Consider the following 12,060-nt stretch of genomic DNA (forward strand, 5'->3'; position numbering starts at 1 on the left):
GCCGGTTCCGGGGGTTCCCGGAGGGGCCGGCCTGTGAGCACGACGCTAGGCGCGCGAGGGTGCGGGTCGGCAGATGTCCGTTGGTACTAGGACCCCCGGACACCTGCCGTACGACGACCTGCTCAGGCCAGGCGGAACTCCACCGAGCGCGAGGCCGGGTCGGCCTGCACCAGCTCGACCGACACCTCCTCGCCGAGCGGCAGCTCGCCCGTGCCGGAGACCGAGGCCTCCACGGCAGGGTCCTGGATCGTGATGTCGCCCTTCGAGGCGTCCTTCTCCTCCACGTCGACCACGACCGCGATGAAGCGCTCACCGACGCGACCGGACAGCAGCTCGGCCTCGCAGAGGTTGACCACCGCGTTCTCGTACTGGTTGGCGCGCCGGCCCGACTCGCGCATGGCGTCGGGCAGGTCGGGCATCGCCTCGAGCACCCACGACGGCACCTCCGTGCCGGCGCACAGCGCGACGCACACCTCGCCGGCGAACCGGTCGACCAGGCGGCGCAGCGGCGCCGTGACGTGGGCGTACTCCGAGGCCAGGGCGGAGTGCTCGGACTGCGCGGGCAGCTGGCCGTCGAAGGTGACGTAGGCCGCCCCGCGCAGCAGGCGCGTGCAGGCGACCACCATCGCGGCGTGGCTCGGGATCGACGGGTCGAGCGAGCGGATGAAGTCGGGGTAGAGCTGCTCGGCCGGCCAGTCGATGCCCAGCGCCCGGGCGGTGCGGTGCAGGCGCTGCACGTCGCGCGGGTCGGGCGGCGGGAGGGTGCGCAGGATGCCGACGCGGGCGTAGACCATCAGCGACGCGGCCGCCATGCCGGTGAGCAGCGAGATCTGCGCGTTCCACGCCTCGACCGGCAGCTGCTGGCGGAACTCCAGCACCCACCCGCCGCCGGTCTCGACGAGCTCCTGCTCGGGCAGCGGCAGCGACACCCCGCCGCGGGCGGCCTCGCGCTGCAGGCGCAGCTCCCCCACCTCGCGCAGCAGCCCGATCACCTCGGGCGCGCGGCCGGCGTCGAGGTCGGCCTGCACGGCGTCGTAGGCGAGCTTCGCGCGCGAGCGCACCCGGGCCCGCACCACCTCGACGTCGGTGCCCTCGCCGGTCGCGTCGACCTTGATCGTCCAGAGCAGTGCGGGTCGCACCTCGTCGGGCAGCAGCGACGCCGCGCCCTCGCTGAGCACCTTGGGGTGCAGCGGGATCTTCGAGTCGGCGCCGTAGAGCGTCTCGCCGCGACGGCGGGCCTCGACGTCGACGGGGTCGCCGGGCGAGACGAAGGCGGCGACGTCGGCGATGGCGTAGTGGACGACGTAGCCGCCGGGCACCTCGGGGTCGCGGGCGATGTGCATCGCCTGGTCGAGGTCGCGCGAGGACTCGGGGTCGAGGGTGACGAGCTCGATGTCGGTGCGGTCGAGCTCGGGCATCCGGGGGTGCGCGGCCGCCTGCTCCGCGGCCCGCTCCACCGCGTCGGGGAACGCCGGCGAGACCTTCATCTCGGCCTGGATGGCGGCGACGCCGTCGCGCATCTCCTGCGCGGAGACGCTGTCCTCGCTCGCCCGGACCCTGACCACACGGTTGCTCGGCATGTCCCGACCCTAGCCACCGACACCCGCTGGGGGCTGCCTACGCTTGCGCGCGTGCTCATCCTGCTGCCGCCCAGCGAGGGCAAGACCGCTCCCCGCCGCGGGAAGCCGCTCGACCTCGCTGCCCTCTCCTCGCCCGTCCTCACCCCGGCCCGGACCCGGCTGCTGGACGCGCTCGTGGCGCTGTGCCGCGACGACCCGGAGCAGGCTGCGACCGTGCTCGGCCTCGGGCCGGCCCAGCGCGACCTCGTCGCGCGCAACGCCGACCTGGTCGCGGCCCCCACCGCCCGCGCGGACGCGATCTACACCGGCGTCCTCTACGACGCGCTCGACCCCGCGACCCTGTCCCCCGCTGCGCGTCGCCGGGCGACCGCGCGGCTCGCGGTGACCAGCTCCCTCTTCGGCATCGTGCGACCCGGCGACCGGATCCCGGCGTACCGCCTCTCCGGCGACGCCGTCCTCCCCGGCGTCGGCTCGGTGGCCGGCGTGTGGCGCGAGGCCCTCGGCGGGGCCGTCACCGACGCAGTGCGCGGCGGCCTGCTCGTCGACCTGCGCTCCAGCACGTACGCCGCCTTCTGGCGCCCGCCGGCCGACCTCGCGCGCCGCGTCGCGACCGTGCGCGTCCTCCACGAGTCGGGTGGGAAGCGTAGCGTGGTGAGCCACTTCAACAAGGCGACCAAGGGCCGCCTCGTGCGCGCCCTCCTCGAGGACGGCGCCGACCCCCGCACGCCGACGGCGCTCGCCGACGCGCTGCGCCGGCTCGGCTGGACCGTCGAGGTCGGGGATCCGACGCCCAAGGGCACCCAGCTCGACGTGGTCGTGACCGAGGTCTAGCCCGCCGGCCACGCAGCGGCCCCGCCCGTCGACGAGCGGGGTCGAGCGGAGATGTCTCCGCTCGACGCACGCCATGGCGTGCGTCTAGCGTCAACGAGGGTGTCCTAGTCCGCCGAGCCCGACCCGTTCGACGCCGGCCCGTCCTCGGCGTACATCGTGGAAGATCCGCGTCACCTGGTGGCTCGGATGTTCCACGTTCCGCCCGAGATCCCCGGATATCCGGGGATTTTGCGGCCCGAGCGGCCCGTCAGCGCAGCGGGATGACGTCGGTCGCCTCGAGGGGGTCCATCCCGCAGAGCGCGAGGAGGTCGGCGACGATCGAGCGCACCTGGGCCAGGATCACCTCGGCCGACAGGTCGTCGCTGTGCTCGACGGTCGAGGTCGCCCGGCCGAGCTCGACCAGCGGGTCGACGAGGGCGGCGGCGCGGTGACCGTGCCCGAGCTCGTCGGCCACCCGGTCGGAGAGGTCGGCCAGGTCGGCGGTGAGGCGGGCGTACGACGCCGGCACCGGCTCCCGGCGGTACGCCGCGACGGCGGCCCGGCGCACGAGCACGCGGGTGTTGCGCAGGGCGATGTCGAGGGGCTCCACCAGCTCGGTCAGCTGGCGCAGCGGCTCGCCGTGGCGTCGACGGAACGGCGAGGACGCCACCACCGACAACCCCTCGTCCGCGGCGGCCCTCAGCTCGGTGATCAGGGCGTCGGTGGCGCGGGCGTCGCGCAGCACCTCCATGCCCAGCTCCACGTCGCCCTCGCGCATGCACTCGGCGGCCGCGCGCTGGAGCGAGGCCATCTTCCGCACCACGACGGCGGCCTGCTCGCGGGGCCGGCGCAGCGGCGCGCGCGGCACCACGGTCGCGGCGACCAGCGCCACCCCGCCGCCGATCAGGGCGTCGGTCCACCGCAGGAACGCGCCCCCGGCGGGCGGGGCGAGCGCCGAGACGACGATGCCCTGCACGGCGGCCTGGTTGACCAGCAGCGGCCCGGCGTCGACGAGCAGCATGATCAGCGACATCCCGACGGCGACGATGAGCGCGATCTGCCAGGCGCCGGAGCCGAGCAGGTGGGTCACCAGGTCGCCGAGGAAGACACCGACGGCGACGCCGATCGCGATCTCGAGGACCCGGCGGTGGCGCTGGCCGTAGGACGTGCCGAGCGAGACGACCGCGGCGATGGGCGCGAAGAACGGCAGCTGGTGACCGAGCACGTCGGCCGCCAGCCACCACGCGACGCCGGCGGCGACGGCGCACTGGCCGATCGCCCACCCCTTGCTCCGAAGCCGCGCGACCCGCGCCCGCATCGACAGCCGGCCACGCGCGGCGAAGTCCTCGGCGCGCAGCACGGAGCCTCCTCTCAGAGTCCCGACTCGTCGGTGCGCACCAGGATGCGCTGGCACTCCTCGCAGCGGACCACCTCGTCGGCCGGGGCCGACCGGATCCGCGACAGCTCGGCGGCGTCGAGGGTGAGCTGGCAGCCGCCGCACTGGCGGGCCCGCAGCAGCGCGGCGCCGATGACCTTCTGCTCGCGCAGCCGCTCGTAGAGCGCCATCAGGTCCTCGGGGATCCCCTCGGTGGCCGGGCCGCGCGCGGCGGTCACCTCGGCGATGGAGGCGTCGATCTCGACGCGCCGCTCGTCGCGGGAGGTGGTGAGCGCGGCGAGGCGGTCGTCGAGGTCGTCGGCGCGGATGGCGAGCCCGTCGAGCACCTGCTGGGCGTTCTCCAGGGCCTCCATGACCTCCAGCTCGGCGTCCTCGAGGGTGCCGATGCGGCGCTCGAGGGAGACGAGCTCGTGCTGCATCCGCTCGAGGTCCTTGGGGTTGGTGACCTGCCCGGCGTCCATCCGGGCGCGGTCGCGCTCGCGCCGCGCCTTGACCTGCTCGACCTCCTTGTCGGCCCGGACCTGGTCGACGGTGAGGTCGTCGACGACGATGCGCGCGTCACGCACCTGGTCGGTCAGCGCGGTGCGCTCCTGCTCCAGCGCCGAGATCTCGGCCAGCTCGGGCAGCGTCGAACGCTGGTGGCGCAGCTGCGCCAGACGGCGGTCGAGGTCGGCGACGTCGAGCAGCTGGAGCTGGTGGGTGGGGTCTGCCTTCAACGGCGCGCTCCTGGCTTCAGTGACGGAACTTCCACGGGTCGGTGCACAGCGTGCTGACCCGGGTGTCGACCCTATCCCCCATCGCCGCGCGCAGCCGAGCCTCCACCACCGGCAGCCAGGTCCACTCCGCCGCCCAGTGCGCCACGTCGACCAGCGCCGGCCCCCCGTGCTCGAGGAACTCCCCCGCCCGGTGGTGGCGCAGGTCGCTGGTGACGTACGCGTCGACGCCGCTGTCGACGAGCTCGTCGAGGAGGAAGTCGCCCGCGCCGCCGCACACCGCGACCCGCTGCACCAGGCGCTCGGGGTCTCCTGCGACACGTACGCCGTGGGCGGTGGCGGGCAGCGCTCCCGCGACCCGGGCGGCGAAGGCGTCGAGCGTCGTGGGCTCCACGGTGCCGATGCGGCCGGTGCCCGTCGCCGGCGCCCCGGCGGCCGGGCGGATCGGCTCGAGGTCGGCCAGGCCGAGGGCGAGGGCGAGCGACTCCGAGACGCCGCCGAGCGCCTGGTCGGCGTTGGTGTGTGCCGTGAGCAGCGCGCAGCCGCCGGACGTCAGGGTGTGGAGCGTGCGGCCCTTGGGCGTGGTCGCGGCCACCGAGCTCACGGGGGTCAGGAACAGCGGGTGGTGCACGACCAGCAGGTCGGCACCCCACCCCACGGCCTCCTGCGCCACCTCGAGCGTCGGGTCGACGGCGAGCACCACCCGGCGCACCTCGACGTCGGGGTCGCCCGCCACCAGCCCCACGGCGTCGTGGGAGTCGGCCGTGGCCGGCGGGTACCACTCGTGCAGCAGGTCGACGACCTCGGCGAGCGTGGGGGCGAACATGGGCCGAAGGCTAGTTGACCTGCCGCCCCTGGCCCTCCCAGTAGGGCTGCCGGAGCTTGAACTTCTGCAGCTTGCCGGTCGCGGTGCGGGCCAGCTCGTCGCGGAACTCCACCGACGTGGGCGCCTTGTAGCCGGCCGCCTTGTCCTTGCACCACGCGATGAGCTCGGCCTCGGTGGCGCTGGCACCGTCGGCCAGCACGACGAGGGCCTTGATCGTCTCGCCCCACTTCTCGCTCGGCACGCCGATGACGGCCACCTCGGCGACCGCCGGGTGGGAGAACAGCACGTCCTCGACCTCGATCGAGGAGACGTTCTCGCCGCCGGTGATGATCACGTCCTTCTTGCGGTCGGAGATGGTGAGGTAGCCGTCGTCGCCGATCACGCCGCCGTCGCCGGTGTGGAACCAGCCGTCGACCAGCGCCTTGCCGGTCTCGTCGGGGCGCTCCCAGTAGCCGGTGAGGATGACGTTGGAGCGCGCGAGCACCTCGCCGTGCTCGTCGGTGCGCAGCGTCACCCCGAGCGCCGGGGCTCCGGCGCGCACCAGCCTGGCGGCGCGGTCCTCCGGCGACAGGTCGTCCCACTCCGCGCGGGTGCGGTTGACGGTGAGCAGGGGCGAGGTCTCGGTGAGGCCGTAGATCTGCAGGAACTCCCACCCGAGCTCCTCCTGCACCCGCACGACGGTCCGGGTCGGCGGCGGCGCGCCCGCCATGATGATCCGCACCCGGTCCCGGCCCGGGATCTCGCCCTCCCACGACTGTGCGGCGTCTCGCACGGCGGACGCGACCGCCGGCGCCGCACACATCACGGTGACGCCGTGCTGCTCCACGCGGCGCAGGATCTCCGCGCCGTCGACCTTGCGCAGGACCACCTGCGGCACGCCGAGACCCGCCATCGTGAACGGCATGCCCCAGCCGTTGGCGTGGAACATCGGCAGCGTGTGGAGGTAGACGTCGCGGTCGCTCACGCCGGCGTGCAGGCCGAAGGTGAGCGCGTTGGTCCAGAGGTTGCGGTGGGTGAGCTGGACGCCCTTGGGCCGCGCGGTCGTGCCGGAGGTGTAGTTGATCGTGGCCGTGGCCTGCTCGTCGGCCTCCCAGGGGCGCGGCTCCGCACCGGGTGCGGCGTAGAGCGTGTCGTCGTCGCCGAGGACGAAGGTGTGCTCGACGTCGATGCCGCGGACGGTGTCGACGAGCTCGGGGTCGACGTAGAGCACCCGGGCACCGGAGTGGGCCACGATGTAGGCGATCTCGTCGGGACGCAGCCGGAAGTTGATCGGCACCAGCACCCGGCCCGACCCGCACACCCCCCAGAACGACGTCAGCAGCCGCGCGCTGTTGTGGGAGACGACCGCGACCCGGTCGCCGACGCCGATGCCGAGCTCGTCGAGCCGCGCGGCCTGCCGGCGGGCGAGCGCGTGGACCTCGGCGTAGGTGCGGGTCCCGAGGCCCTCGGCCGGCTGGTCGGGCTCGTCGACGAAGCCGGTGCGCTCGCCGTAGACGGTGCGGGCACGGTCGAGGAAGTCGTTGACGCTGAACGGGACGAACACGGTGGGGCTCCCTTCGCTGGTGGCGAGCCCCACTGTGGCATGCGTCACCCACACCGGCGAGGTCAGGCCGCCATGGGTCGACACGGGTGGACAGGGGTGCGTCGGGACGGTTTCGAACCGCCGACCGCTCGGGTGTAAACCGAGTGCTCTACCGCTGAGCTACCGACGCGCGCGGCACAGACTACGGGACGGCGCCGGGAGCCACGTCCCGGGCGGCGGTGCCGGACGCTCGCGGGGAGCGGGCCGCAGCCGGGGGACGAAATGGAGTTGAGCCGCTGACGTCTCGGGTCATCAGCGGCTCAACAGGTACAAGATTACACCGGTTGCCGGGGCTGTCCGAGGTTTCCCCGCATTGCCCCCGCGAGGTCTAGACCGGAGGGTGGAGCACGCCGCCGAGCGGCTCAGCCGAGCGCGGCCTGCAGCTCGCGGAGGTGCTCGTCGAGGTCGCGGCCGTCGGGGTTGGCGTTGTGCACCGACCAGCGCAGCCGGCCGTCGCGGTCGACGACGTAGGAGGAGCGGCGCGGCGCGCCCTTGGCGCTGTCGAAGACGTCGTAGGCGGTGGCGACCTCGCCGTGCGGCCAGAAGTCGGAGAGCAGCGGGAAGTGCAGGCCCTCGGCCTCGGCGAAGGACCGCAGCGCGTAGACCGGGTCGCACGAGAGCGCGAGGACCTCGGTGTCGAAGGTCAGGAACTCGTCGAGGCGGTCGCGCACGCCGGACAGCTCGCCGGTGCAGACCCCCGAGAAGGCGAACGGGAAGAACATCAGCACGACCGCCTTGCGGCCGCGGAACTCCGCGAGCCGGATGTCCTGGCCGAACTGGTCGCGCAACGTGAAGTCGGGCGCCTCCTCACCGAGGCACAGACCCTGACTGCTCACCCTTTGTCCTCACTGTCGTGCGTCGTGTCGTCGTCCCGCGCCGCTAGCTCGCGCTTGAGCACCTTGCCGGTCGCGTTGCGCGGCAGCTCGTCGAGGAAGACGATCTCGCGCGGCACCTTGAACCTGGCCAGCCGGGCCCTGACGTGCTCGCGGAGCTCGTCGGCCGAGACCTCCCCGCTGCGCACCACGAAGGCCCGCAGCCGCTGACCATAGTCGTCGTCCACGACACCGATGGCCGCGACCTCCTGCACGTGCTCGTGGGAGACCAGGCAGTCCTCGACCTCCTGGGGGAACACGTTCTCCCCGCCGGAGACGATCATGTCGTCGTCGCGACCGGCCACGTGCAGCCGGCCGTCGGCGTCGAACCACCCCACGTCGCCCGACGACATCAGCCCGTCGACGACCTCCTTCGACCCGCCGTGGGTGTAGCCCTCGAAGAGCAGCCCGTTGCCGACGAAGATCCGGCCGGTCTCCCCCGCGGGCACCTCGCGGCCGTGCTCGTCGAGGATCCGCACGACCGTGCCGTGGGGCGGGCGCCCCGCCGACGTGGGGTCCGCGCGCAGGTCCTCGGGCGTCGCGATCGAGGCGTACGCCACCTCGGTGGAGCCGTAGATGTTGTAGAGGTTCTCACCGAAGCGGTCCATCCACGCCTCCGCCAGCGTCGCCGGCAGGGCCGAGCCCGAGGACGCCACGACCTCGACGCGCGAGAGGTCGACCTGCTCCAGCACGTCGGGGTCGAGCGCGAGCATCCGCTGCAGCATCACCGGGATGACCACCAGCGACTGGCACCGCTGGTCCTGGGTGGTGCGCAGCGCGGCCTCGGGGTCGAAGGTGCGTCGCAGCACGACCGTGGAGCCGAGGAGCATCGCGAGCGCGAGGTGCGCGAAGCCCCAGGTGTGGAACAGCGGCGCGGCGATGTGGGTGCGCCAGCCGCTGCGCAGGGGCATCCGGGACAGCAGCGCCACGGCGGCGTCGATGCCGGCCTCCTTGCGGGGCGCGCCCTTGGGGGTGCCGGTGGTGCCCGAGGTGAGGATCACGACGCGCGCGTGCCTCGCGGGCGGCTGCAGGTCGCCCTCGTCGTGGGCGGTGACCAGGTGCTCGAGGGTCTCGGTCCCGCCCGCGTCGGTGTCGGTCCAGGCGAGCAGCCGCCGCTCGACGTCGGCGCCGGCCAGCAGCCCGGTGAACTCCTCGTCGTGCACGACCAGCCGGGGCGCCTCGCGGGCCAGGACGTCGACCAGCTGGGGGCCGGCGAACGCGGTGTTGAGGTAGAGCAGGTCGGCGCCGAGCTTGGCCACCGCGATCGAGGCGTCGACGAAGCCGCGGTGGTTGCGGCACATCACCGCGACGGAGTCGCCCTCGCGCACCCCGCGCTCGGCGAGCGCGCGGGCCAGGGAGTTGGAGCGGCGGTGCAGCTCGCCCCACGTCAGCTCGCCGAGCTCGTCGACCAGGCCGACCTGGTGGGGCGCGCGGCCGGCCAGCGAGGCGAAGCCTCCGGCGGGGCCGGTGCCCCAGCGCGCGACCGTACGTCCGAGGCGGACCAGCGCGCGCGGGCCGTAGGGGCGGATCACCCCGGCGCGGCCGAGCACGCGCAGCGTCGTCCCGACGTCACCGACGGTGCTGGTGAGCGCGGCGGCGGCGCGGCGCGGGGACGTGGGTCGCGCCGGGCTCACGCCGGGCTCACGGGGTCTTCGGGGCGACCAGCCGGGTGGCCTGCCAGTCCTTGCTGACCGACGCCGTCGTGGTCTGCGAGAGGCCGGCGATGGGCGCCGCCTCCGACACGTCGGCCGGGTCGACCGTGCCCGGGCGGCCCACCTTCGGGGTGAGCAGCCAGATGGACCCGCCGCCGACCAGGTCGGTCAGCGCGTCGACGAGCCCGTCGACGAGGTCGCCGTCGTCGTCGCGCCACCAGAGCAGCACGGCGTCGACCACGTTGCCGTAGTCGCCGTCGACCATGTCGGCGTCGATGCAGTCCTCGACCGCGACGCGCAGCTCGTCATCGGTGTCGTTGTCCCAGCCGAGTTCCTGGACGACCATGCCGGGCTTCAGCCCGAGCCGCTCCCCCATGCCTGTCACCGGGGCAGAGTCGCCCACCGTCGAGCTCACGCAGTGCCTCCTGTGTCCTGGGTGCGCCCGTCCGGGGGGATCGGGCGCAGGTCACGCATAGTCCACCCGAACACAGCACGACCCGCAACCCCGTCCCGCCCGACGGGCGCCGACGCGACGCCGGTCACGCCCGTCGTGGGACTACCCGTGGGTAGATTTCGTGGCGTCGGCTCGCGTGACACGATGAGCGGGTGAGTGACGCCGAGAAGTCCACGCAGAGCACGAGCAGGCAGGCCCCCGCCACGCCGTCGGTGATCCACGAGGGACTCCCCACCCAGCTGCCCGACATCGACCCCGACGAGACCCAGGAGTGGCTCGCGTCCTTCGACGCGATGCTCGACGACCGCGGTCGCGACCGGGCCCGCTACGTCATGCTGCGCCTGCTCGAGCGTGCGCGCGAGAAGCAGGTCGGCGTGCCCGCCCTGCGCTCGACCGACTACATCAACACCATCCCGCCGGAGCGCGAGCCCTGGTTCCCCGGCGACGAGGAGGTCGAGCGCCGCATCCGTGCGTTCATCCGCTGGAACGCCGCGGTGATGGTCTCGAGCGCCAACCGCAAGGGCCTCGAGGTCGGCGGCCACATCGCCACCTACCAGTCCTCGGCCTCCCTCTACGAGGTCGGCTTCAACCACTTCTTCCGCGGCAAGGACCACGAGGGCGGTGGCGACCAGATCTACATCCAGGGCCACGGCTCGCCGGGTGTCTACGCCCGCGCCTTCCTCGAGGGCCGGCTGAGCGAGGAGCAGCTCTACCGCTTCCGCCAGGAGGTCCAGCACGGCACCGGCGCCGGCCTGCCGTCGTACCCCCACCCGCGCCTGATGCCGGACTTCTGGGAGTTCCCCACGGTGTCCATGGGCCTCACCGCGATCAACTCGATCTACCAGGCCCGGTTCAACCGCTACATGGACAACCGCGGCATCAAGGACACCTCGCAGCAGCGCGTGTGGGCCTTCATGGGCGACGGCGAGATGGCCGAGCCCGAGTCGCTCGGCGCGATCCGCATCGCCGCGCGCGAGGAGCTCGACAACCTCACTTGGGTGATCAACTGCAACCTGCAGCAGCTCGACGGCCCCGTCACGGGCAACGGCAAGATCATCCAGGAGCTCGAGGCCAACTTCCGCGGCGCCGGCTGGAACGTCATCAAGGTCGTCTGGGGCCGCGAGTGGGACGCCCTGCTCGCCAAGGACATGGACGGCGCCCTGGTCAACCGGATGAACTCCACGCCGGACGGCCAGTTCCAGACGTACTCGACCGAGGACGGCGCCTACGTCCGCGAGCACTTCTTCGGTGGCGACCCGCGCCTGCGCCGCATGGTCGAGCACATGTCCGACCAGCAGATCGAGAAGCTGCCGCGCGGCGGCCACGACTACCGCAAGGTCTATGCCGCCTTCGACGCCGCGAGCAAGCACACCGGTCAGCCGACGGTGATCCTGGCCCACACCATCAAGGGCTGGACGATCGACGCCCTCGAGGGCAAGAACGCCACCCACCAGATGAAGAAGCTGACCCTCCCGGACCTCAAGAAGTTCCGCGACCGGCTCTACCTGCCGATCAGCGACCGCGACCTCGAGGAGTCCTACGAGAAGACCGGCGGCGCGCCGTTCTACCACCCGGGCGCCGAGGCCCCCGAGATCGAGTACATGCTCGAGCGCCGTCGCGCGCTCGGCGGCTCGATCCCGCGCCGCATCGACCGCGCCACCGCCCTCAAGCTGCCCGGCGACGAGGTCTACGCCGAGCTCAAGCAGGGCTCGGGCAAGAACAAGTTCGCCTCGACGATGGCCGTCGTCCGGCTGCTGCGCGACTGGATGAAGGACCCCGAGATCGGCGACCGCCTGGTCCCGATCGCGCCCGACGAGTACCGCACGTTCGGCATGGACTCGATGTTCCCGAGCGCCAAGGTCTACAACCCGGGCGGCCAGCAGTACGAGTCGGTCGACCGCAAGATGCTCCTCTCCTACAAGGAGTCCGCCCAGGGCCAGATGCTCCACGAGGGCATCTCGGAGGCGGGCGCCCTCGCCTCGGCCACCGCGGCCGGGTCGGCGTACTCCACGCACGGCGAGCACATGATCCCGTTCTACATCTTCTACTCGATGTTCGGCTTCCAGCGCACGGGCGACTCGATCTGGGCCATGGCCGACCAGCTCGCGCGCGGCTTCCTCATCGGCGCCACCGCCGGTCGCACCACGCTGACCGGTGAGGGCCTCCAGCACGCCG

The 12,060-nt window shown here is 73.0% G+C and carries 10 protein-coding genes and 1 tRNA gene; 2 read left to right on the forward strand and 9 right to left on the reverse strand.

Annotated elements, in window-relative coordinates; translation table 11 throughout:
* Positions 1 to 122: 122 nt before the first annotated feature.
* Positions 123 to 1,580, reverse strand: a complete 1,458-nt coding sequence (locus ACFFJG_RS15810) for an RNB domain-containing ribonuclease (RefSeq protein ID WP_378519748.1) — start codon at positions 1,578 to 1,580, stop codon at positions 123 to 125.
* Between the two features lie 51 nt (positions 1,581 to 1,631).
* On the opposite strand from ACFFJG_RS15810, the gene yaaA reads away from it, so the two are divergent.
* Positions 1,632 to 2,411, forward strand: coding sequence for a peroxide stress protein YaaA (gene yaaA, locus ACFFJG_RS15815; RefSeq protein WP_378519749.1), 780 nt, complete (start codon positions 1,632 to 1,634; stop codon positions 2,409 to 2,411).
* 247 nt (positions 2,412 to 2,658) lie between these two features.
* Here the strand turns inward: yaaA and ACFFJG_RS15820 are convergent, their stop codons facing one another.
* The 8 genes from ACFFJG_RS15820 to ACFFJG_RS15855 all read right to left on the reverse strand — a co-directional run bounded on the left by ACFFJG_RS15820 (position 2,659) and on the right by ACFFJG_RS15855 (position 9,807).
* Positions 2,659 to 3,750, reverse strand: a complete 1,092-nt coding sequence (locus ACFFJG_RS15820) for an FUSC family protein (protein ID WP_378519750.1) — start codon at positions 3,748 to 3,750, stop codon at positions 2,659 to 2,661.
* An 11-nt stretch (positions 3,751 to 3,761) separates the two neighbouring features.
* The gene (locus ACFFJG_RS15825; RefSeq protein WP_378519751.1) at positions 3,762 to 4,502 is read right to left on the reverse strand and encodes a zinc ribbon domain-containing protein; all 741 of its coding nucleotides are present in this window, start codon (positions 4,500 to 4,502) and stop codon (positions 3,762 to 3,764) included.
* 16 nt (positions 4,503 to 4,518) lie between these two features.
* Positions 4,519 to 5,325, reverse strand: a complete 807-nt coding sequence (locus tag ACFFJG_RS15830) for a Nif3-like dinuclear metal center hexameric protein (RefSeq protein WP_378519752.1) — start codon at positions 5,323 to 5,325, stop codon at positions 4,519 to 4,521.
* Positions 5,326 to 5,335: 10 nt separating this feature from the next.
* The gene (locus tag ACFFJG_RS15835) at positions 5,336 to 6,868 is read right to left on the reverse strand and encodes an AMP-binding protein (protein ID WP_378519753.1); all 1,533 of its coding nucleotides are present in this window, start codon (positions 6,866 to 6,868) and stop codon (positions 5,336 to 5,338) included.
* Between the two features lie 97 nt (positions 6,869 to 6,965).
* Positions 6,966 to 7,037 (reverse strand) — tRNA-Val (locus ACFFJG_RS15840).
* Between the two features lie 232 nt (positions 7,038 to 7,269).
* The gene (locus ACFFJG_RS15845) at positions 7,270 to 7,743 is read right to left on the reverse strand and encodes a peroxiredoxin (protein WP_378519754.1); all 474 of its coding nucleotides are present in this window, start codon (positions 7,741 to 7,743) and stop codon (positions 7,270 to 7,272) included.
* Positions 7,740 to 9,413, reverse strand: a complete 1,674-nt coding sequence (locus ACFFJG_RS15850; RefSeq protein ID WP_378519755.1) for an AMP-binding protein — start codon at positions 9,411 to 9,413, stop codon at positions 7,740 to 7,742. The genes ACFFJG_RS15845 and ACFFJG_RS15850 overlap by 4 nt, the downstream gene beginning before the upstream one ends.
* A gap of 7 nt (positions 9,414 to 9,420) precedes the next feature.
* Positions 9,421 to 9,807: a DUF3052 domain-containing protein gene (locus tag ACFFJG_RS15855; RefSeq protein ID WP_378520345.1), complete on the reverse strand. Its 387-nt coding sequence runs from the start codon at positions 9,805 to 9,807 to the stop codon at positions 9,421 to 9,423.
* 230 nt (positions 9,808 to 10,037) lie between these two features.
* Between ACFFJG_RS15855 and aceE the strand changes: the two genes are divergently transcribed.
* Positions 10,038 to 12,060: pyruvate dehydrogenase (acetyl-transferring), homodimeric type (gene aceE, locus ACFFJG_RS15860; RefSeq protein ID WP_378520346.1), on the forward strand; the 2,023-nt coding region annotated here is incomplete at its 3' end.

The organism is Nocardioides zeicaulis, from assembly GCF_042432345.1.
GTDB classification, from domain to species: domain Bacteria; phylum Actinomycetota; class Actinomycetes; order Propionibacteriales; family Nocardioidaceae; genus Nocardioides; species Nocardioides zeicaulis.